Genomic DNA, 21,202 nt, shown 5'->3' with positions numbered 1-21,202 from the left:
ATTAAACCGTTTAAATAAGTTGTTGCATGAAAAAATGGATTCTGATTATTGTTACACTTTTAATCATTTTTTCGGTTACGGTATATATTTTGATTCCACGGCAAGCCACCATGTGTGTTACCTTAAAAATAAACGCCAATGAAAATGGCGTTACCCGTTTATTACAAGATACGAGCCAATGGCGAAAATGGTGGAACTACGGCAACACTAATAACGGCCATGCAGATACTAATTGGGAAGATGGGTTTGTAATAGATAATATTCATCTTTCAGTAACCGAGAAATTATATAAAGGTTTAAAACTTTTATTAACATCTGGCGAAAAGGTGTACAATTCACAAATTAGTATTATCCCTTCCGGTATAGATTCCAGTTATATTCTTTGGCAGGTAAAAATACCCACAGGCAATAATCCGTTTTTAAAAATCATTCGTTATCGCACCGCACTGCAATTAAAACCCGCTATGCAACAAATGCTGGCACGCTTTACTGCCTTTGCAGAAAACAAGGAAAATGTATATGGCATTCAATTACACCAACAGGGTTACGATGATACCTATCTAATTGCAACAAAAATAATTTTAGAAAAACAACCTACACCCAAGGACATTTATGGAATTATTAATCGGTTAACAGATTTTGCAAAGAGCAAATCGGTATTAGTACCTAACGGACACCCTATTTACAATATTACCCATTGGAATAAAGACAGTATACAATTAATGGTAGCCATTCCTATTAGCCAACCCATTGAAAGTGAAGGGAAGTTTGAATACAAACAAATGGTAAAAGGAAACTTTATTGTAACGGAGGTAAATGGTGGGCCTTGGAATATTCAGCATACCTATCAAACATTAATGCAGTATTTTACAGATTATCATCGCACGGCCATGGCTATTCCTTTTTTCCGACTCATGAATGAGGCACCTACAAAGACCGATACCCTACAATGGGTTACACAAATTTATCAGCCGGTATTTTAGATAAAAGCAACAAATGAGCTGAAGTATTTTGTTGCCACGAATGCACGAATGTTTTGTTACCCCTGATTCGTGCACATTAGTGTTATTCGTGGCTAACATTAAATCTTTGTGACCCACCTATTTTTCAAACCCAATCACCATTGTACTATCATTATTGCGTGCCAGAATAAAGCAATTTCTACCACCAATGGCAATGGGTAATATATGTCGTATTTGGCCTTTAATGATGAGCCCATTCATAGTGCTTGCAGTAAATTGTTGGTGTCCATTGTTGGTTAAAATAGTTCCAAAATCGGCATCATACCTGCCCATCTGAATATTATTATCATAAAAATTGCCACCCAGAAAAATATTGGGTAACCCATTAGTGCCGGTATCTAACACAACTCCGGTTTTATAAGGTGATAATTGTGCCTGCCAGGGTAAAGCCTGTATCGTAAAGTGCATATTGCCATTGTTAAGTAAAACCGCATTGGAAAAATAATTAGCTTCTAACACCGTAGCGCTGCTCAATTTTTCTTGTGTGAATAATTCGGGCAAAGTAGCTTTTGCAAAATTTTCTGCATATAAAAATCGTTTCTTTAAAATGGGTATTTGTTTTTGTAATTCATCTTTATTCGCAAACGGAATTTCTTTCCCTTCTAAATAATAGGTAAGTACCTGTTCTTTCTGCCCATTATCATCAAAGTCGTTCACATACAAGCGAACGGGTTCTTTTTCTGTGGCTTTTAAGCGGCTATTCAGGCCTAAGTTTCCTGCAATTAAATCTATTTGCCCATCATTATTTACATCAACCGGTAAAACAAAATTCCACCAACCTTTTTTATTGGTAAGCGTAGTTTTTACATACTGCCCGTTTTGGTTCATAAAAGCATAAATACCATTCCATTCGGTTGTTACAATTAAATCTTTCTTTCCGTCTTTATTTAAATCAAACCAAATACCTTGGGTTACCAAACCAATATTGCTTAATCCTTTTGCATATTTTTCGGTTACATCAGTAAAATGGCCTTTCCCATCATTCAATAATAAATAGGAAGTTGGCGTTTGTCCATAATTCCAAGGCACTGCCCTACCACCAATAAATACATCCACAAAGCCATCACCGTTAAAATCAAAAGGTGAAACCGACGATGCCGTCATATAAATATTTTTAAAAGCATCAGGTAGCTTGGATAAATTACCTTTGCCATCATTTAAATAAACCCTTGGTTGCATTCTTTCATCCATTCCGTAATATTCATTGCCACCGGAAGCAATCACTAAATCAACATTACCGTCATTATTCACATCTACCCAGGTAGCATCTACATCTTCATAGGTACTATCTGCATTCAAAGTCGGTTCATTGAGTTGTTGAAAAGTGCCATTAGGTTTTTGCAAGAATACTGCCGATTTAAAAGTTTTAGAGGCACCGATGAATACATCCTCTAACCCATCGTGGTTAATATCGGCTACTGCTAATGCAGGGCCTTCTGTTGATACCATGTGCGGAATTAAGGGTTCCCGATCAAATTCAACAAAATGATTTTCTTTGTGCAGATAATTCAAATGTACTTTTTCGGTAATATCTTCCATTGGACGCGAAGTGTTTGGATGAAATGCAGTAATGTTTGCATAGTTGAACTTTGGTAATCCTTTTTTATATTGCAGGGCAATGGTTGTATTTTTTTCAGCAAAGCCTAACCGTTGGTACGTATTATCGGGCCATATCAAAAAAGCCGAATCTATTTTGGTACTGTCTAATCCAATATGTAAAGGTATTTCCATGCTCGACTGGAAGCCGCGGGTAGGATATTTTTCATATGTACGAATGCCGCCATTTGCATAAACAATAACTTTACTACCCAGTGCATGTATATTTTTTTCCGGACCTTTTAAATTCAATTCCAGGTACGATTTTTTTATTGCGCCATTGTTGGTGGTATTTTCATATACCATCACGGGTTCATCAATATTGTTTACTACCACATCTAAATCGCCATCATTGTCTAAATCGGCATACACAGCACCGTTGGAATAAGTAGGCTGGTTGTTTTGAATGTTATTTTGTTCATCAACAAACACCATTTGCCCGCTGTTGCGATAAAATTTATTGGGAATTTTTATTTCGGGAAATTTATTTACCAAAGCCATATCCTGATCGGCAATGGTATTGCTGTTAATCTTTTTTTGTATTTCTTCGTTCGAAACAAAGTTTACATAATCCATATCATTCATTCTTTTGGGAATGCCATTAGATATAAATAAATCTTTTTTACCGTCATTATCAAAATCCATCCACAAAGGAGCCCAGCTCCAGTCGGTAGCATATACGCCCGAATACAAACCAATTTCACTAAACATTCCATTACGCCGATTGAGTTGCAGGTTGTTTCTGGTGTATTGGTAATTGTATCCAACATCTATTTTATGATAAAAAATATCATATTCATCTTCACCCAACGAACGTTTTAAGATGTATGGATCAAAGGGCAGCATATCCATTGAAATGATTTCCGGATATCCATCATTGTTTACATCAGCCACATCAACACCCATTGAAAACTGGCTGGTGTGCATGAGGCGTTGATTGTTTTCTTCTGAAAAAGTTCCATTTTTTTGATTGATGTATAAATAATCATTTTCATGGAAATCGTTGCCCACATACAAATCGGGATAACCATCTAAATTAATATCGGCTACAACAACGCCTAATCCATAACTAATTGCAGAACTGTTTATACCTGTTTGGCGAGTTACATCAGTAAACGTATGATTTCCATTGTTGCGGTAAATTCTATCACCGGAAAGTGAATCGTAAGTGCCTAAGAAATTTTTGCGGGGAGCAAATAATCCGTTTTGATGCACAGAGTGGTTGAGCAGAAACATATCTAAATCGCCATCCATGTCATAATCGAAAAAAACGGCCTGGGTACTGAAACCAGAAAAATCCAGTCCATAAGCTTTGGCTTCATCTTTATAATGTGGAATTCCGGCAGAATCAATGCCGGTACAAATGAGCAGTTGATTGTGCCCGTTTAACACTTCATAATGGCCTACACGGCAAATATAAATATCCAGCAATCCATCATTGTTAATATCAACCACCGATACGCCGGTTGACCATTCTCCATCTTCCGGTATACCGGCTTGTTGGGTTACATCTTCAAATTTTAATCCGCCTTTGTTTAAATACAATTTATTATCGCCCTGATTGGCAGTAAAAAACAAATCAATTTTTCCATCATTATTAAAATCGCCTGCACCAACGCCAGCACCATTATAAAAATACATGTACTTAAACATATTGAAATTAGGTGATGGCTTTAAATGGTTCTGAAAATGCAAGCCGGTTTGTGTATCGGTTAATACCCGAAATATGGGTGGTGTAGAAGGTTGCTTTTCTACATTGAAATGACAGGCACTGATGATAACCGCTAGAAAAAAAAGACATGAAATATTTTTAAACATGCATTACAATTTAAAATTATGAAATAGCCGTAGATAAATGAAAATTTCATACTGCTTATTTCTTAGGTTTTGCGGCTTTTAAATTATTGTTTAATTGAAACAGCACCGGATAGGCATCATTTTGAAGAAACAGAAAATAGGGTTGGTTTTTGGTTGGAATTTCAACAATATCACGTATCATGCCTTCCAGTTCAACACCTGATTGTTGTGTGCTCAATATTTTAAATACGGCATTTCCTCTATTTATCAGCACGGTTCCATAACTGGCATCTAATCGTTCAAATTGAGGTAAAAAACCAAATTCATTCCCTCCCAGAAAAAGGTCTGTTTTACCATCGCCATTTAAATCGGTACAAAGAATGGCATTTACAGAAGAGAATTGCACCACCGGTGGTAGCTTTTGAAGTTCAAAAATACCATTGCCTTTATTGATGGCTATTACAGATGGCGTATAATTGAATTGCTTTACAATACAGGAATTAATGACCGATGCCGGAAACAATTCCTGCACTGATTTTGAGGCATATTCATGGTGCCTTAAATTGTTTTTCTTTAATGAAGGAATTTCATCTTCCATATCACGCTTTAAGAACACCGGCAAGTCCTTACCGTTGATGTTGCTGGTTAGCACTTTGTCCTGCACGCCATTCTGATTAAAATCATTGATCCATAATTTTACAGGATGGGTAGAGTCGGGATGTAAATAAAAATTTTCGCCGATATTACCAATAATTAAATCATTCAACCCATCACCATTTACATCAGCCACAGCGAGGCTTTCCCACCAACCATACTTATTATTCAAGTTGGTTTTTACTTCTGTAAACTTATCACCCTCCACAGAAAAAATATGCGGTGTCATCCACTCGCCTACAATAATTAATTGTTGCTTGCCCGTTCCTAATACATCGGCCCATTGTGCGCCGGTAACCATGCCAATATGTGCAATGGTTGGATTTTTTGTGGCGGCAATATCTGTAAAATGACCTTTGCCATCATTTACAAACAAATAGCTTTGAGGGTCAACTCCGTAATTACGAGGCTCATTTCTTCCTCCAATAAAAATATCGGGAAAGCCATCGCCATTAAAATCATGTACAGCAACTGCAGATACGTTCATGCCTGTATTGGGAAACGCATCTGTTTTAATGGTAAAGTTTCCTTTTCCATCATTGGTAAACAAACGTAACTGCATTTGGCGGGTATTGGATGGATGTGTATTTCCGGTAGGGCAAACCAGCAGGTCCATATCACCATCATGGTCGTAATCTAAAAACGCAACGGCGCCGTCTTCAAAATCGCTGAACGGTGTAAATGCAGGTTCAGGCTTTTGTACAAAACTACGATTGGGTTGTTGTAAATAAATTTGACCGGGATGACCAACGGTACCCCCTATGTACACATCGGCCAAACCATCCCCATCTACATCGGCCACTGCAGCTTTAGGCCCTTCACGGGAAAGCATTTTAGGAATATTTCTTTCATAGTTAAAATCAATATTATCATCTTCAACATGCTTTTCAAAAACACTTTTTACTGAATCGAGCAAAGGGGTTACCGCTATATTTTCTTTTTTGAAGAAAGTAGTAAAAGTGGGAGGTTGTTGATAGTGGTAAACCGTATCAATTGCAGGATAGGGATAGGTAGTAATGCCAAGGTTTGGCCAGATGATGCGGATAGAATCAATATGCGTTAACTGCCCCAACCCAATAATTTGTTTATAATCCATGGAAGATTGAAAGCCGCGGCTGGGAAATACATCGCGACTCATAATTTGGCCGTTGGCATACACTTCAATTTTACTGCCAATGGCAAATGTGTTTTGAGCTGTGCCTTTCAATAAAAATCCAACATAATGGTTTTTATTGATTTCGCGGCTATTGTTTTTGTACACAAAGGCCTCCATGTTTTCATTGTTGACTACCAAATCCAAATCGCCGTCATTATCCAAATCGCCATAGGCGGCACCGTTAGAAAAAGAGGATTGTACTAAGCCCCATTGATTGGCTTTATCCAAAAATCGCAAATCGTGCTGGTTTTGAAAGGCTTTGTTGGGCAAAGGGGTTTGTGGTATTTTAAGTAACACCTGATCCACATTATCTTTTTTGCCGGTTAAAACCATTTTTTGAATCACGTCGTTGGCAAAGAAGTCAATAAAATCAAGATCGGTAACATCCCTGTTTACACCGTTGCATACATAAATATCGTTATAGCCATCATTGTCCATATCAAACATCAGGGCACCCCAGCTCCAGTCGGAGGCCGGAACCCCTGCATAATTGGCTATTTCAGAAAATTTTCCATTTTTATCGTTCAGTTGTAAACAGTTTTTTACATACTGGTAATAAAAGCCGGCACGCAGTTTACTTCTAAACAAATCAATATTATCGAAGGCACCGGTTGTTTTTAGCCGGTAATCATCATCAGGCAGCATATCAGTATTAAAAATATCAATACACCCATCGTTGTTAATATCTGCAAAATCGCTACCCATGGAAGAAAAGCTGGTATGCCGAATGCGGTCTTCAAATTCATCAATAAAAGTACCATTGCGCTGATTGATGTAGAGGTAATCACGCTCATAAGAATCGTTAGATACATAAATGTCGGGATAGCCATCACCATTTACATCACCTATCGAAATGCCCAATCCAAAACTAATTAAGCTGCTATGTAAACCTGCCTGTTGGGTAACATCTACAAAATGGCCATTATCGTTGCGCAATAAATGGTTACCGCCGCCCTTTAAAAAATCAGCTACTTTCCAGGCGCTATCGGGCAAATCGCGATTATTATTAAAAGCCAGTTGGTTAACGGGTATGGGGCTGTTATCAATAATAAAACAATCTAAATCGCCATCCATGTCATAATCAAAAAACGAAACCTGGGTAGTATAGCCTTTATGGTCTAACCCATATTGGTGTGCAGCTTCCGTAAATGTATTGTTATGGTTATTGATGTACAATTTATTGCGGCGATTTCCATTCGACATGTGGCCGGAGTTACAAACATAAATATCCAACCATCCATCGTTATTAATATCAACAAACACAACCCCGGTACTCCACATACTATCTTGCTGAAAACCTGCAGTAGCCGTAATATCTTTGAATTTAAAATTACCTTCATTTAGGTACAATTTATTCTCGCCCATATTAGAAGTAAAGAACACATCGGGTAAGCCATCATTATTAATATCACCAATAGCAACGCCACCTCCGTTATAAAAATTTCTAAAGAGAAAACTATTTTCCAAACGGCCATCGGTTACATCATTTCTAAAATGAATGCCGGTATTGGGCATTAGTGTAAAAAGAGTTGGTGTATTTTTTTGATGACAGGAAGCTAAAACAATCACAGATAAACATGTCAGCAAATATTTCATAAAGTATTTTCTTGTCGTTTATAATTCAATTGAGTTGATGCGAAAGCACAGGGCTAAGCATAAAGCAATAACGTGCTTACAATTGCTGTAAATGTAAGTACTAAAATGGAATGCTGTAAAGGGTATGAAAGGATAATCTACCGCACCTACAATATATAACAGAATTTTAAAGCAATACTGAAGGAAGCATCTATTATATCATCAATTTATTAAAAAGCAAAAGACCGGTAAGAACCGGTCTTTTGTTGAACGTTTGTATAAAAACTGGTTTAATAACCGGGGTTTTGTGATAAATTTGGGTTGGAAGCCAATGCCTGTGTTGGTATAGGATATACTAAGTTTTTAGGATCATCATTGGGTTTATACTGCCAGGGTTTCAGGAATACACCAAATCGAATTAAATCGGTTCTTCTGTAACTTTCCCAATACAATTCACGACCTCTTTCAGCCAGTAAAGTAGTAGGATCATCCACATTTGCAGGATTTACCAAACTCATTGAAGTTAAAGCCGGTGCGTTTCTGGCAGCACGTAATTGATTTACCAACAATAATGCCTGTGCATTATTACCTTTGCGCATTTGTGCTTCAGCCACCATTAACACAACATCTGGATAACGCATTAATACCAACCAGTTACCTGAGTTATTTGAATAAAATTTACCACTTGCATCTGTAAAATCAGGCACATATTTTATTACACGAATGCCGGTTACTTCCAGATTACTTCCTGTTTCAATCATGTTCGATGCGATAGTTGGCGTAAATGCTAACGGATTACCCTTTCTGTCTTTTTCAGGATTACCTGCTGCATCATATTGCTGACCTACCAACATACCAGGTCTGATTCCTGAATAAGGTGTAATATTAGAATTGTATCTTAAACCAATACGAGAATCCAAAGAAGAGTCTGCCATTGAATAAGTTGTAGGAACAGGTCCCAAAGCATTCACACCAAAAGTATTATAAAAATCACTCATGGTAGAAAATCCATTCCAACCTGCATTGGGAGCCTGAGCAGAATAAGAATTATAGTGCAAAGTCATCATCCAACGTGCCTGAATACCTGAACTGTTTACCACATTGCCGGAAGAATTAGGATACGCAAAGATAATTTCTGGAGAATTACCATTATTTGCTTTAAAATTATCGAAATAATTAGCAGCATAGCTATAAATATTATTGCTCATTATTTGGTTGCCAAAATAAATAACAGAGTCCATATCAGAACTAGCAAACGTAGGAACAGCACGATTAGCAATTGCACCACGTTGTAAATAGCAATGCATCAATAATGTTTTAGCTGCATCTTGGGTAGCGATGGTTTTATTTGTGCCATCAGCAGGAGACAAATCCGGTAATACTGTATATAATTCACTTATAATAAAATTCAAACCAACTGCACCTTTTAAAACAGTAGGAGGATTCAGTAAATTATCTCCGGGATTTCTTACAGGATATTGTCCATATAAATCTAATAAATAATATAATGAATAAGCTCTTAAAAATCTTGCCTCTGCTGATTGCTTTTTGGTTGTATTAAAAGTTAATACATTTGTTGCGTCAAAATTTAATTTATTTAAACTATTAAATACATTCAATACTTGAGCGTGGTCAGCATTCCAAGTATGATTGTGTACCACACGCCATACCCCATTGTCATCCCAGTCTCCACCACGAGTTGGAACAAGGGATTCATCAGAAGCATTTTCCTCTAAGGAAAATACCTGATCTTGACCATTAAATGGAGAAATTAAATCAACATAGGCTCCATTCAGTAATAATTGAGCATTTAAAACATTAGCAGCCTGTGATTGGGTTAAATTACTTTTTAGCGTTTCATTCAACTTTGTACAACCCACCGTCATACCAAATAGTGGTACTGCAATTGCGAGTATTTTTTTATAAGATAGCATAGTTATAATTTTTTTAATAATTAACTTATAAAGAAAAATTTAATCCGAGAGTTATTACCCTTGGTGTTGGATAAGGTATATATTCAATTGATCGTGATGGATAACCATTATAACTTTTATCAATATTTACCTCTGGATCAAAGCCAGTAAATTTTGTAATTACAAACAAATTGGTTCCACTAACAAAAGCTGTCATATTTTTTATATATTTTCCAACGCTTCCAATTTGGTAATTTATCGTTGCATTTCTTAATTTAAAATAGTTACCACTTTCTAAGAACCTAGTAGATGCAGCAACGCCACTTGAAGGTTTTTCAGGAGAGTTAAATGCAGCCTTATCTATATTTCTACCTTGAGATATTCCTGCAATATTCGTAACGCTTGTAGCTGTATTATTATAAATCAGGTAACCACCTGCTCCACCAGTGTTTATAGTTAAAGAAAATTTCTTGTATCGCAAATCAGTATTGATACCATAAATAGTGTGGGGATTAGGATCTCCGGCTATTACGGGATTAGTGCCGATAATTTGGCTACCGCTGGCATCAAAACCACCAAATGGTTTTAAGTAAAATGCATCAACAGGTTGATTATTGGTTATAATCTGTGCATATGAACCTGATACACCTTGTCCATTTACTTGTCCGGTTAATATTTGAAGTGGTAATTTGGTATTAGGGTCTAGGAAATCAGTTACTTTGTTTTTATTGTAGGCAATATTAAAATTAACGTTCCAACCAAAATCTTGCTTATCCACTACTACAGCACCTAAGCTAAATTCAACCCCGGTATTCATATTATGACCGGGTAAGTTGATATAATAAATAGCTGCTGGTGCAGGTTGAATAGCATTATTCTGAAACAATATGTTGGTGGTATTTTTATTATAATAATCAAATGAACCAAATAAGCGCCCATTCAATAAAGAATAATCTAATCCAAAATCATATTGAGTTGTTTGCTCCCATTTCAAATTAGGATTAGGTACATTTGTTAAGCCCCCATTATTGTAACTTCGTAAATTAAATTGTTCGCCTGAAGCTCCGGCAGGAAACTCCTGATTACCGGTAATACCCCAAGAAGCCCTTAATGCCAAATTAGAAATCAATTTACTATTTTGCAGAAATTTCTCATTACTCATTACCCATCTTGCACCAACTGAAGGAAAATATCCATACTTATTGCGAGAACCGAATTTACTTGAACCATCTGCTCGTATCGTTCCATTCAAGAAAAAACGATTATCATAGCTAAAACTTCCCCTAGCAAAGTAAGATTGTAGATCAGTTGTTGGGTCTACATAAACAGAAGGTGGATTTTGTACAGAACCATTCTGTAAAATGGAAGTATATGGGATATTGATTAAATTGGCATGATCCAGGTTTGTATTAAATCCACTTGCACTAAAAGAGTTATTTGAGTAGTTTGATGTCCAATATTCATATCCAGCTACTGCATTTAATTTTAATTTTTGGGATATGTTAGCATCATAACTTAGAGTATGTGTAAAAGTTTGTGAAGTTAATAGCGCATTTGAAATAGCACCAAACCCTTGACCAGACAGTCCTGAATAACCATTTAAAAAACCATAAAAATTATTCAACCTGTTACCCGTTGAATTATTAATTGCATACATGAATTTGTATTGCAAATTCTTTATAATTTTATAATTTGCTGAAATATTACCCAACACAGTATTAATATTTGAAACATCATTGTAAGCATCTAATAAACCAATTGGATTTCCCCCACCATTAGCTGTGCCATTTCCTGCACCAGTATTGTTATAGTAGTAGCTCGCCGTCGGATTTAAAAAGGGAACAGTAGGATTCCATTGTAAAGCTGAGCTAATAAGATTTCCTTGTGAACCGGCTGTATTTGAAATTAAAGGAATTTCATTTGTAACGTGTCCGGTTATTAAATTAAAATCAATAGTTAAACGTTTATCCAAAAATTTATATTGTCCTGAAAATGTTGCCAAATAGCGTTGCAAATTTGAATTTTTGAGGAACCCGTTTACATTTGAAGCCAGGAAAGAAGCTCTGAACCTTCCTAAATCATTGCCACCACTTAAAGCCACATTATAGTTTGAAGTTAATGTATTTTGAGTAATTTCTTTAAGCGCATCAACATTCGCACCTCCATCAAGTGAACTTGGTAAGTTGTATTTTGTTAAAGCTTGCCTAAATTGACTTGCATTTAGAACACCATATTTTTTCATGTAGCCCGCATTCGTTCCAAAAGAAACACCTGCTTCTACTTTCATGGGACCTGCAGAAGCTTTTTTCGTAGTAATAATAATGACACCATTGGCACCGCGTGAACCATAAATGGCTGTAGCAGAAGCGTCTTTTAAAACATCAATTTGAGCAATATCGTTTTGATTAATAAAAAGTAATGGGTTATCATCAGGAGTAGAACCAAATCCACCTAAACCTAAGGTTACAGAAGGCCTGGCAGATCTTCCATCTAAAGGAACACCATCAACTACATACAATGGATTACCACCAGCTCTTATTGAGTTGTTTCCTCTTATTTTAATTGTAGTTGCCGTACCAGGTTGACCACCATTTTGTGTAACTTCCAAACCTGCAACCTTATTCTGCAATAATTGATCTGGAGAATTTATCAAACCCTGGTTAAAATCTTTTGCTTTAACAGATGATAATGCACCGGTTAAATCATTTTTCCGGGCAGTACCATAACCAATTACCACCACATCGCCTAACTGATCGGCCGATGGTGCTAATGATACATTAATGGTTCCGCCGGTAATGGCAATTTCCTGCGTATTAAAGTTGAGTGAACTAATCACCAATTTTTTTGAATCGGCAGGGGCATTTAGTTTAAAGGTACCATCCGGTCCGGTTTGGGTTCCGTACTGGGTGCCTTTTACCACAACAGTAGCACCGGCAACAGGTGAACCATCTTTCGAATCGGTTACCTTACCGGTAATTACTTTGGTTTGGGCAAAAGCTGCGGTGGAGAACAAAGCCAAGAATAGGTATAACATACCTTTGGCAAGCGTTTTTAAGTTCATAAAGCAAGCGTTTAGTTAGATTATTGTGTTAAATTTACACCTTTTATGTCTTTAAGAAAACTTTTTGTTAATTTCCTTGCAGAACAATGTGTAAATGTGACATCTAAATTATCTGAAATGATGCATACGTTAACAATAAATTTATACTTAAACTGTTTGCAAACGTTTGCGAAAATGTTTGCAGGGGAAAACTTCCTGATTTTTTAACCTGTATATAAGCGGCAAAAAATGACAAATACCACCCTGAAAAAAATTTCCGAAGTATTGGGCGTTAGTATTTCTACTGTTTCCAGAGCCTTAAAAAATCATCCGGATATTTCTGAAAAAACCAAAGCCAAAGTGGTTGAACTGGCGCAAACATTAGATTATGAACCCAATGCCAATGCCATTCACCTCCGTACCAATAACAGTAACTTATTTGGCTTATTAGTACCTACCATCTCTAATTATTTTTACGATTCTTTTATTGCTGCCATTGAGGAAGACAGCCGCCAGCAGGGCTATTCACTCATTATTCTGCAATCGGGCGATGACCCTTCCGTTGAAGCCACCAATCTTAAAATCTGCCGTCAGAACCGGGTTTCCGGTGTGTTTGCCTGTATTACCCCCTATACAAAAGATATGCAACCCTTTCAAAAAATGTACGATATGGGTATTCCGGTGGTTTTTTTCGACAAAGTACCCGATTATGCCAACTGTAACAGGGTTTGTGTAGCCGATACTGCCGCTGCTGCACTGGCAGCCAATGCACTGAACAATGCTGCCGCAAAAAAAGTATTGGCTATTTTTGGCAACCCGGCCATGTCTATCACCAAAAAACGACTGAATGCTTTTAACGGTGCACTGCAACCACAAACGGACGTAACTGTTGTGCATGCCCTTGACAGAAACGAAGCCACCAAACTTACTGCACAACATTTAACTAAACAGCACCGACCCGATGCGGTTTTCTGTATGAGCGATGAAATTTTAACGGGCACTATGAACGCCCTTCAAAACAGCGCATTAAAAATTCCGCAACAAATAAAAGTGATTGCTATTAGCAATGGGTTCTTCCCTTATCTCTATCATCCAACCATTACTTATGTAGAAACCAGCGGTTACCGCTTAGGGAAACTGGCTTTTTCTAAAATGATGACCTGCCTGTCGGGCGATACCAATACCGCCGAATTGAGTTTGCCCTGTGCATTGGTGCAGGGGGGATCGATGTGATGAAAGTTTTATTACTATTGAATAGGTTTTATTATAAAAGTATAAGAATAGTCTTTATATTTCAGTTGATATTTTTCTAATGGCCAGGTACCCCATGAATTAATGCCGCCTACGCCGGTTTGTTGAAGATCAATACTCAATACAGTTAAATCTCTTTCTTTCAATTCACCGGCATGGCTGTTGTGCTTTTCAAGTCCATCATCTAAATCTTTATCCAGAAAATGCCGAGCTGTAATATTCAAAACAGTATCACCACTAATCCATAAACCGGATCCATTTTTATCGGTTAACTGCATCCATCTTATATCGGTTTTATTACCCGTTTCCTGAGGACGTAAATATGGATGAAACTGATCATGCACATTTATATTGTATACACCAACAAAAGCAGCGTCTTTTCTATCCCAATAATTTTCGGAAGGACCACGTCCATACCATTCCATTTGATTATATTTTTTTGGCAACATCATCTGCATTCCGAATTTAAATAAAATGGGCTCCTGCTTTGCATGATCTACATGCATGGTTTCGGTTACTTTCAACATTCCGTCTCCGTTTATTTCATAGTGTAGATCTAAAAATGCAAATACATCAGGCAACGCATAATGTACGCTTAATTTTATCAATTTATTATTTGTTGAATCAATTTCAAATCCAAGCATTACATAATTATGGCTGGCTCGTTTCCAGTTCTGTAACTTTTTCTGAAGACCGGCACCGAAATCATTGTCTGTTGGGGGACGCCAGAAATTTGGTTTTAAATTGAATCCATCTTGAATAAAATTAGTATGCTGCACTTTATAATTTGTTAGCAAACCATCTAAACGACTGAAAGTAAATTGAACCTGACTATTTTGAATATTAATTAAACAGACAGTACCACTTATCTTACACAAATCCACCACCGACAAACCCTCCATGTGTATGATGTATCAGGAAAGTGATGCCGGTACGGTTTGGTACTCTGAAGCCCTATATCATCAAAGCATTGGTCATCCCATACAAATATGATTACATTACCCGATAATCAAAACAAGTCTGCCATGTAGATGGCAGGCTTGTTGAAAAAGGCGCCACACCCGCAGGCTGCAAAAGATTTTATGCTGTTTTTAAACAGTGCTACCGCTAAAGCCATCTACCAGAAATATGGCTTTACCACAACTTGGCTTTATGAAAGCAGGTACAACAATGCCCTACCGTAAGGCTATATTTATTTTTGGGCAGTTAATAAAAAAACAGGATACACATGCCTATTATCGCGCTTTATTTCAAAACAGGGTTTGTATTGTATGGCATGTAATCCCTGTTCTGTTAACTGTTGTTGCAAATGTGCAGGCTCAAAACCTTTATGCACCTGCATGCCGGGTTCATGAAAGCTACCATCTTCAGTATACAAATCGGCAATAGCCAAATAACCACCGGGGTTCAGCATGGCGGCAAATTTTTTAAATATAGCCGCCACATTCATGATGTGGTGCAATACCATCTGTGTATAAATGATATCAAATGTTTCCGGATAATTTGAATTTTCTAAATCAAAAGCTACCGGTTGTATATGGGTGGTATTGTAAAAAGCAACTTTTTCTTCACACACTTTAATCATTTCTGCCGAATTATCCATTAACACAGTATGTGCAAAAGCATCTTTTAACAGAAAACTTAAAATACCCGTACCGGCGCCATATTCCAAAGCTTTCATGCCGGGCTGCAATGGTATCATTTCTTGCAATGCCGCAGCAATGGCAATTGAGCGGTCCATGTGCATTTTTTCTTTGTCCCATTCACGGGCACAGGCATCAAAATGTTGATTGCTGGTTGGAATCATTTTATTGCTGTTTATTTTACTTGTAAATGTTATAGATGAAATGTGAAAAATATTTTTTTGACCATTAGCCTGCGAAAACTTACTTAATTTTATCATCACAATTTTACAAAGCTACCCGATAACAAAGCAACAATTTGTGAAAGTTGTATACTACTTCAAAAAAAAATTTCATCATACAATTGTATAACATGGAATATGTACGATTTGGCAACACCGGTATGAAGGTTTCAAAACTTTGTTTAGGCACCATGACGTATGGCCATCCAAACGAACGCTGGCCTTGGGCTTTAAATGAAGCCGACAGTAAGCCTTTTATAAAAAAAGCATTGGATTTAGGCATTAACTTTTTTGATACGGCTGATATTTATTCCTATGGTGCCAGCGAAACTGTGTTGGGCAAAGCTTTGAAAGAATATGGCCAGCGCCATCAATTGGTAATTGCTACAAAAGTATTTAACCCTATGAGTGCCAACCCCAATGATGGTGGCCTCTCCCGCAAACACATCATGTATTCTATTGATGCCAGCCTGAAAAGATTACAAACTGATTATGTGGATTTGTATCAAATTCACCGTTGGGATTACCATACACCCATTGAAGAAACCATGGAAGCCCTGCACGATGTTGTAAAAGCCGGAAAGGCACGTTATATTGGCGCCTCTTCTATGTATACCTGGCAATTTGCTAAAGCATTGTACACGGCAGATCTGCATGGGTGGACCCGTTTTGTATCGATGCAGCCGCATTATAATTTAATTTATAGGGAAGAAGAAAGAGAAATGTTGCCTTTATGCCGCGATCAAAAAATTGCGGTGATTCCCTGGTCGCCACTGGCTCGTGGATTACTTACCGGCAGAAGAACCAAAGAAAGAAAGGAAACCCTACGAGCACAAACAGATGAATATGGTAAAAAATTATATCAAAAAGACAGTGATTTTGATATTGTAAATCTTGTATCTGAGATAGCCACAGCAAAAGGATTGCCTCCTGCACAAATTGCATTGGCATGGGTATTGAGCAAACCCGATATTACGGCCCCGATTATTGGCGCCAGCAAACCCGGGCATCTTGAAGATGCGGTGGCTGCTCTTTCTGTACAATTATCGCAGGAAGACATTAACCGATTGGAGGCACTGTATGAACCACATCCTGTTTTGGGCCATCAATAAATTGAATAATGCTGCTACCGATACTTTGCTCCGCTGGAGCATTTTTGTTATATGCAATTAATTTTTCAGTACTTCATCAAAAATTTCCCGCAACATAGAAAAATACAGTTCCAATTCTTTTTTAGTACAGGGCGGAATTTGAATTTTTTGCAAAGTAGTTTTAGGAAAATAAAAAGTACTGCCAAACTCTTTTACAATATCGTCTTCATGCACTTCTACCTTGTACACCGTGTTGGGATAAGAAATTAATTCGGTAACTTTTGCAGTATTGCTTTTACCGTTGAAATGAAATGTAATTGTCGTCATAAGATAGGATTTGCTTTAAAGAATTTGGATACAGAATTCCGATTCTAAAAAGTAAACTAAAAGGAATTTTGTTTTACCCAAACAGCAAAATTAACCTTAGGCTTACAACAAAATCTATACTATGGGTTTTACTACAAGCATTTCAAGGTAGTACTACGCCACAACATTAGGTTTATTTTTCGATAGCATAGATTATCTAAAATATAAAGATATAAAGAAGATCCAAAATGGGATGGGTTAAAAGGCTACTTAACCAATAGTAGATTAACAACTAAAAAAATAATCGAAAATTACAATCAGTTATGGCAAATAGAAAAGGCATTTAGGGTTGCAAAAACAGATTTAAAAGTTCGCCCCATTTATCATCGATTGCAAAAAAGAATTGAGGCGCATATCTGCCTGAATTTTGTTGCTTATAAAGTGTATAAGGAATTAGAGCGATGGCTAACAGAAAAAAAGATAGGCTTATTTGCAACTCAAATCATTGAAATGGCTGCTAATCTTTTTGAAATTGAAATTATGTTACCTGAATCTAAACAAATCATCAGAAAAAAACTAATCCTAACAGAAGAACATCGAACCTTGGCTAAAATATTCAACTTTTAGAGTGTCCCAGTGAGGAAAACAGGAAAAAAACGTATTTCAGTTAAAATTAAATTAAAATTTAAATATAACCAATTGATTGATAATCCAATTACTGTTTACACTTTGTAATTTTATCTGAAAAAGTAAAGCGAGGATGCTAATGTTGCCGGAGTTAGTAGCAATTTAAATGCAATTTTTCGACGAATGCAATATGGTGGTCTCACCAAGAATCGAACTTGGATCTAGAGTTTAGGAAACTCCTATTCTATCCATTGAACTATGAGACCATTGACTTTTTACCGGTAAAAAGGGCCACAAATGTAGGCGTTTCCAACTGAAATTGCATGGCTGAGGAACAGAAAATATGACTTACCAATAAATTATATTTTATTAACACGTTTAAGGTTGCACAAGGCTGGTAGCGGTAAATAAAGTCCATGGCCAGGCTTTCATATCTTTTAAATATTTTGATTGCCAGGCATATTCAGGATGGGCTTTATAAAACTTTTCACCAATAAAATCTTCACCGCATGGGTGGCCCATGTGCGCCCAAAATTGCATTTTACCAGCCAATGCAGCAGTGGTTACTTTGCCTTGCACAGCCCCCATAGGGTAATAAGGTGCCAAATCCCATTCCGAACAACCTTTGGCATCTTCATCAATATGGCCACAAATTACACAACGATTATTAGCAGTCATATTATCCAACGCATCATAATGGTCGGCTTCAATTTGTTGGGCGGTAGCTGCATCTAATTTGCCCTTCATATCTACCAATACCAATTGTTCCATTCTGCGCTTACGGGCATTGGGGCTGGTAGTGGCATCGTTTATATTAAAAGTGGTTTCCTCTTTAATTAGTTTTGGATCGCTGGGGAAATTAGAACCAATCATAGCAGTATCCTTACTACGCCATACCCGGTAATCTTTTAAACCCAATTCTAATTTAGCCACCTCATTGGTTTTGGTATCGCCCAATAACCAGTCATTGGCATAACCGCCATTGTTGCCTTTGGTAAATATAGCAATGGCATCATCAATACTGTTGGCATATTGCGCTACTTTCCTGGCTCTTTCAAATTCGGGAATGCCGGTTGTATCAAACCCTAAAAATTGGGTAATGGTGGTTTCGGTAATCAACATACCATTACTGGTAATTACAAAATCATCGCCACTATGGATGAATCCGGGCATGCAATCCATCATAATATGATTACCTTTTTCGGGTACTATATCAGCAATTATATTCCAGTGCTGGCCAATGATATATTCTGTCCAGTTATTATGCCCCATTACAATTTTACCATCTTTGGTATAGCTGCCGGTTGCTATAAATGCGCTACAATTGCCGGGGGCCTTGTTATTGCCACTACCCGGATTTACCTTGTTCATTAATTGGGGCACATAATAAAATGCAAGTTCTTCCGTAGCATTGTAAGCGGTAAGGTCTAAACTATCGTAATGTAAGCCTCTATCGTGCAAGCCAGCCACTATGCCATTGATTTCATCTTTGTATTCCCTGTCTAATTTATCCCATAAAAAATTACGGGCACAGGCTCGGTAAAAGTTCCAGTCTTTTTTGGTCTCATGGGCTAAATAATAAGCAACCGACTGCATGGTGGTATCTATTTCATTGGCCAACAAATAACCATGCTGATAACCGATAACAGCAGGCGAGCCTTCCAAATGCACATATACCCATCCGTTTTTGTTTTCTTTTGAAGCTTTTGCCAGACGTTTGTCGGCAGACGGCGAATGGCAGGCTGTGAATGCAGCCAGACAAAGCAATAGTATTCCTGGTTTCATGTGCATTAATTTTGATAGATGAAAATTAGCAATAAATGATTATAAAAGGGCTGAAAATGTGCTTAAAGCAGCAATTTATACCAAAAAAACAAGAAAAAATTTGTATTCCGCCTCTGTACAATGAGGGTTTTGCTGAGACTTGAATATATTAAAAAAGAGTTTTCTACCTACCTCTTTCAACCCATGTTCACCTCAACATTGCATCAAATTAAAAAAGCATTAAATAATCCTTCTGGCGGGGCAATACCCCGCTTAGCCGCCTAAAACATGTAACTTCCATTTAAATATAAATGTATGAAACAGCTTATCTTCCCCTTTCTGATGGTTTTATTGTGTGTGAGCAATACTCTTTCAGCTCAAAAAGACCATACTTCAGAAATACACCCCACCCTTAATCATATTGCTGTTTATGTTTATAATTTACAAAAACAAGCCGATTTTTACCACGATGTGATGTATTTAGATACCATACCCGAACCGTTTCACGATGGCAGGCATGTGTGGTTTCGCATTGGCCCCCATAGTCAACTACACTTAATTCAGGGAGCTAAATCTATTGTAAACCATGATATTAACTCCCATATATGCTTTACCGTTTCCAATCTAAAAGCATTTATGGAACACTTAAACCAATTGGGGGTAGCCTACCAAAGCTGGACCGGCCAGAAGCATGGTATTACCAAAAGACAGGATGGTGTACAACAAATTTATCTGCAGGATACGGATGGCAATTGGATTGAAGTGAATGACGATCGCTTTTAGGCGCTCATCTATCTCATAAAATCAGGTATACGCTTTGTGCTTTTGCACCCTATCTTTGCAGCCCATAAAAAGCACGTATGAAATTTTATAACCTGATTATTAAATATAGATTCTGGCTGGGTATTGTTGCATTTATTTTAGCCTTTGTAGTAACCATTACCAGTGGGTTTTGGCCGGCATTTGTTTTGTATTTTCTAGGAGTGATTGCCATTTTTACGCATTTCTTCATTGGACCCTTGCGCTTAATTCAGGAACCGATGGAACAGGGCAATGTAGAGGAAGTAGAAAAAATACTGAAATCAATCTGGTTTCCTAACCTTTTATACAAACCGGTTCGCTCTACCTATTTTACCATAAAAGGTAATTTAGCCATGATGAATCAGGATTTTGATACGGCCGAAAAACACCTTAAAAAAAGCAACGATTTGGGTGCCCCCATGCCCGAAGCCGAAGGCGCCAATAAATTACAATTGGGTATGATGGCCATGCAAAAAGGCGATTTAAAACAAGCCGAAACTTATATGCGTGCAGCCATTCGTTTGGGTATTCCCGATAAAGAAAGTGAAGCAGTGGCCTTTTTGGGTATGTGCCAGATTTTTATGAATAAGCGCGAATTCAGGGCTGCCAAAGATTATTTTAGAAAAGCCAAAGCCTGTAAGCCTAAAACCAAACAGGTGGTTGACCAGATTAAAGAAATTGAAAAATATATTTCCCGTATTCCCGGATAAAGGAACTGAATAAAGTTGTTATGCGTGTACGGCAA

At 37.3% G+C, this 21,202-nt stretch carries 15 protein-coding genes, 1 tRNA gene and 1 pseudogene; 8 read left to right on the top strand and 9 right to left on the bottom strand.

The genetic code is table 11. The features are described from left to right. Positions 1–26: 26 nt before the first annotated feature. Positions 27–983 (top strand): GyrI-like domain-containing protein, encoded by a 957-nt coding sequence (locus AC3QLY_RS05385; RefSeq protein WP_218330852.1) that lies wholly within the window; start codon positions 27–29, stop codon positions 981–983. Positions 984–1,100: 117 nt separating this feature from the next. Here AC3QLY_RS05385 and AC3QLY_RS05380 read toward each other — a convergent pair whose 3' ends face one another. From AC3QLY_RS05380 to AC3QLY_RS05365, 4 genes are all read right to left on the bottom strand, one after another. Continuing rightward, positions 1,101–4,436 (bottom strand): VCBS repeat-containing protein, encoded by a 3,336-nt coding sequence (locus tag AC3QLY_RS05380; protein WP_492990854.1) that lies wholly within the window; start codon positions 4,434–4,436, stop codon positions 1,101–1,103. 55 nt (positions 4,437–4,491) lie between these two features. Further along, on the bottom strand, positions 4,492–7,821 hold the full coding sequence (locus AC3QLY_RS05375) for an FG-GAP-like repeat-containing protein (protein WP_492990852.1): 3,330 nt from the start codon (positions 7,819–7,821) through the stop codon (positions 4,492–4,494). Positions 7,822–8,090: 269 nt separating this feature from the next. Beyond that, a complete protein-coding gene (locus tag AC3QLY_RS05370) occupies positions 8,091–9,734 on the bottom strand; it encodes a RagB/SusD family nutrient uptake outer membrane protein (protein ID WP_492990850.1) in 1,644 nt (547 codons plus the stop codon). A gap of 25 nt (positions 9,735–9,759) precedes the next feature. Further along, positions 9,760–12,633: a SusC/RagA family TonB-linked outer membrane protein gene (locus tag AC3QLY_RS05365; RefSeq protein ID WP_492991255.1), complete on the bottom strand. Its 2,874-nt coding sequence runs from the start codon at positions 12,631–12,633 to the stop codon at positions 9,760–9,762. Here AC3QLY_RS05365 and AC3QLY_RS05360 point away from each other — a divergent pair. Together AC3QLY_RS05360 and AC3QLY_RS05355 are read left to right on the top strand one after the other, a co-directional pair. Further along, the gene (locus tag AC3QLY_RS05360; RefSeq protein ID WP_492991283.1) at positions 12,533–12,793 is read left to right on the top strand and encodes a hypothetical protein; all 261 of its coding nucleotides are present in this window, start codon (positions 12,533–12,535) and stop codon (positions 12,791–12,793) included. The two genes, AC3QLY_RS05365 and AC3QLY_RS05360, sit on opposite strands and share 101 nt — an antisense overlap. Before the next feature lie 209 nt (positions 12,794–13,002). Then, positions 13,003–13,986, top strand: coding sequence for a LacI family DNA-binding transcriptional regulator (locus AC3QLY_RS05355; protein WP_288072896.1), 984 nt, complete (start codon positions 13,003–13,005; stop codon positions 13,984–13,986). 14 nt (positions 13,987–14,000) lie between these two features. Here AC3QLY_RS05355 and AC3QLY_RS05350 read toward each other — a convergent pair whose 3' ends face one another. Then, positions 14,001–14,906, bottom strand: coding sequence for a beta-galactosidase small subunit (locus AC3QLY_RS05350; RefSeq protein WP_218330847.1), 906 nt, complete (start codon positions 14,904–14,906; stop codon positions 14,001–14,003). A gap of 129 nt (positions 14,907–15,035) precedes the next feature. Between AC3QLY_RS05350 and AC3QLY_RS05345 the strand changes: the two genes are divergently transcribed. After that, positions 15,036–15,188, top strand: coding sequence for a substrate-binding domain-containing protein (locus AC3QLY_RS05345; protein WP_288072898.1), 153 nt, complete (start codon positions 15,036–15,038; stop codon positions 15,186–15,188). 8 nt (positions 15,189–15,196) lie between these two features. Here the strand turns inward: AC3QLY_RS05345 and AC3QLY_RS05340 are convergent, their stop codons facing one another. Then, positions 15,197–15,811, bottom strand: a complete 615-nt coding sequence (locus tag AC3QLY_RS05340; RefSeq protein WP_218330846.1) for a class I SAM-dependent methyltransferase — start codon at positions 15,809–15,811, stop codon at positions 15,197–15,199. Positions 15,812–15,999: 188 nt separating this feature from the next. Here AC3QLY_RS05340 and AC3QLY_RS05335 point away from each other — a divergent pair, with 188 nt between their 5' ends. Continuing rightward, entirely contained in the window at positions 16,000–16,980 is a 981-nt protein-coding gene (locus AC3QLY_RS05335; RefSeq protein WP_492990847.1) for an aldo/keto reductase, read from the top strand. 57 nt (positions 16,981–17,037) lie between these two features. Here AC3QLY_RS05335 and AC3QLY_RS05330 read toward each other — a convergent pair whose 3' ends face one another. Beyond that, positions 17,038–17,286, bottom strand: coding sequence for a hypothetical protein (locus AC3QLY_RS05330; RefSeq protein WP_068240653.1), 249 nt, complete (start codon positions 17,284–17,286; stop codon positions 17,038–17,040). A gap of 225 nt (positions 17,287–17,511) precedes the next feature. Here AC3QLY_RS05330 and AC3QLY_RS05325 point away from each other — a divergent pair. After that, positions 17,512–17,892, top strand: a pseudogene (locus tag AC3QLY_RS05325) (IS1634 family transposase); the annotation flags it as partial. A 191-nt stretch (positions 17,893–18,083) separates the two neighbouring features. On the opposite strand, the gene AC3QLY_RS05320 reads toward AC3QLY_RS05325, so the two are convergent. Together AC3QLY_RS05320 and AC3QLY_RS05315 are read right to left on the bottom strand one after the other, a co-directional pair. Beyond that, positions 18,084–18,158: transfer RNA gene (locus AC3QLY_RS05320), tRNA-Arg, on the bottom strand. A gap of 112 nt (positions 18,159–18,270) precedes the next feature. Then, the gene (locus AC3QLY_RS05315; RefSeq protein ID WP_288095157.1) at positions 18,271–19,677 is read right to left on the bottom strand and encodes a C45 family autoproteolytic acyltransferase/hydrolase; all 1,407 of its coding nucleotides are present in this window, start codon (positions 19,675–19,677) and stop codon (positions 18,271–18,273) included. A 294-nt stretch (positions 19,678–19,971) separates the two neighbouring features. On the opposite strand from AC3QLY_RS05315, the gene AC3QLY_RS05310 reads away from it, so the two are divergent. Then, positions 19,972–20,439, top strand: coding sequence for a VOC family protein (locus tag AC3QLY_RS05310; RefSeq protein WP_288095154.1), 468 nt, complete (start codon positions 19,972–19,974; stop codon positions 20,437–20,439). A gap of 77 nt (positions 20,440–20,516) precedes the next feature. Beyond that, positions 20,517–21,167 (top strand): tetratricopeptide repeat protein, encoded by a 651-nt coding sequence (locus AC3QLY_RS05305; protein ID WP_287101410.1) that lies wholly within the window; start codon positions 20,517–20,519, stop codon positions 21,165–21,167. Positions 21,168–21,202: the final 35 nt, after the last annotated feature.

It is taken from the genome of Hydrotalea sp. GW822-HT8A01, assembly GCF_058798575.1.
This window is presented reverse-complemented; position numbering and strand designations above follow the sequence as displayed.

What these genes read in the sequence shown, in the direction of transcription:
- AC3QLY_RS05385 (WP_218330852.1), top strand. Translation starts at nt 27, where the DNA reads ATGAAAAAATGGATTCTGATTATTGTTACACTTTTAATCATTTTTTCG.
- AC3QLY_RS05380 (WP_492990854.1), bottom strand. Translation starts at nt 4,436, where the DNA reads ATGTTTAAAAATATTTCATGTCTTTTTTTTCTAGCGGTTATCATCAGT.
- AC3QLY_RS05375 (WP_492990852.1), bottom strand. Translation starts at nt 7,821, where the DNA reads ATGAAATATTTGCTGACATGTTTATCTGTGATTGTTTTAGCTTCCTGT.
- AC3QLY_RS05370 (WP_492990850.1), bottom strand. Translation starts at nt 9,734, where the DNA reads ATGCTATCTTATAAAAAAATACTCGCAATTGCAGTACCACTATTTGGT.
- AC3QLY_RS05355 (WP_288072896.1), top strand. Translation starts at nt 13,003, where the DNA reads ATGACAAATACCACCCTGAAAAAAATTTCCGAAGTATTGGGCGTTAGT.
- AC3QLY_RS05350 (WP_218330847.1), bottom strand. Translation starts at nt 14,906, where the DNA reads ATGGAGGGTTTGTCGGTGGTGGATTTGTGTAAGATAAGTGGTACTGTC.
- AC3QLY_RS05345 (WP_288072898.1), top strand. Translation starts at nt 15,036, where the DNA reads ATGGCAGGCTTGTTGAAAAAGGCGCCACACCCGCAGGCTGCAAAAGAT.
- AC3QLY_RS05340 (WP_218330846.1), bottom strand. Translation starts at nt 15,811, where the DNA reads ATGATTCCAACCAGCAATCAACATTTTGATGCCTGTGCCCGTGAATGG.
- AC3QLY_RS05335 (WP_492990847.1), top strand. Translation starts at nt 16,000, where the DNA reads ATGGAATATGTACGATTTGGCAACACCGGTATGAAGGTTTCAAAACTT.
- AC3QLY_RS05330 (WP_068240653.1), bottom strand. Translation starts at nt 17,286, where the DNA reads ATGACGACAATTACATTTCATTTCAACGGTAAAAGCAATACTGCAAAA.
- AC3QLY_RS05315 (WP_288095157.1), bottom strand. Translation starts at nt 19,677, where the DNA reads ATGAAACCAGGAATACTATTGCTTTGTCTGGCTGCATTCACAGCCTGC.
- AC3QLY_RS05310 (WP_288095154.1), top strand. Translation starts at nt 19,972, where the DNA reads ATGAAACAGCTTATCTTCCCCTTTCTGATGGTTTTATTGTGTGTGAGC.
- AC3QLY_RS05305 (WP_287101410.1), top strand. Translation starts at nt 20,517, where the DNA reads ATGAAATTTTATAACCTGATTATTAAATATAGATTCTGGCTGGGTATT.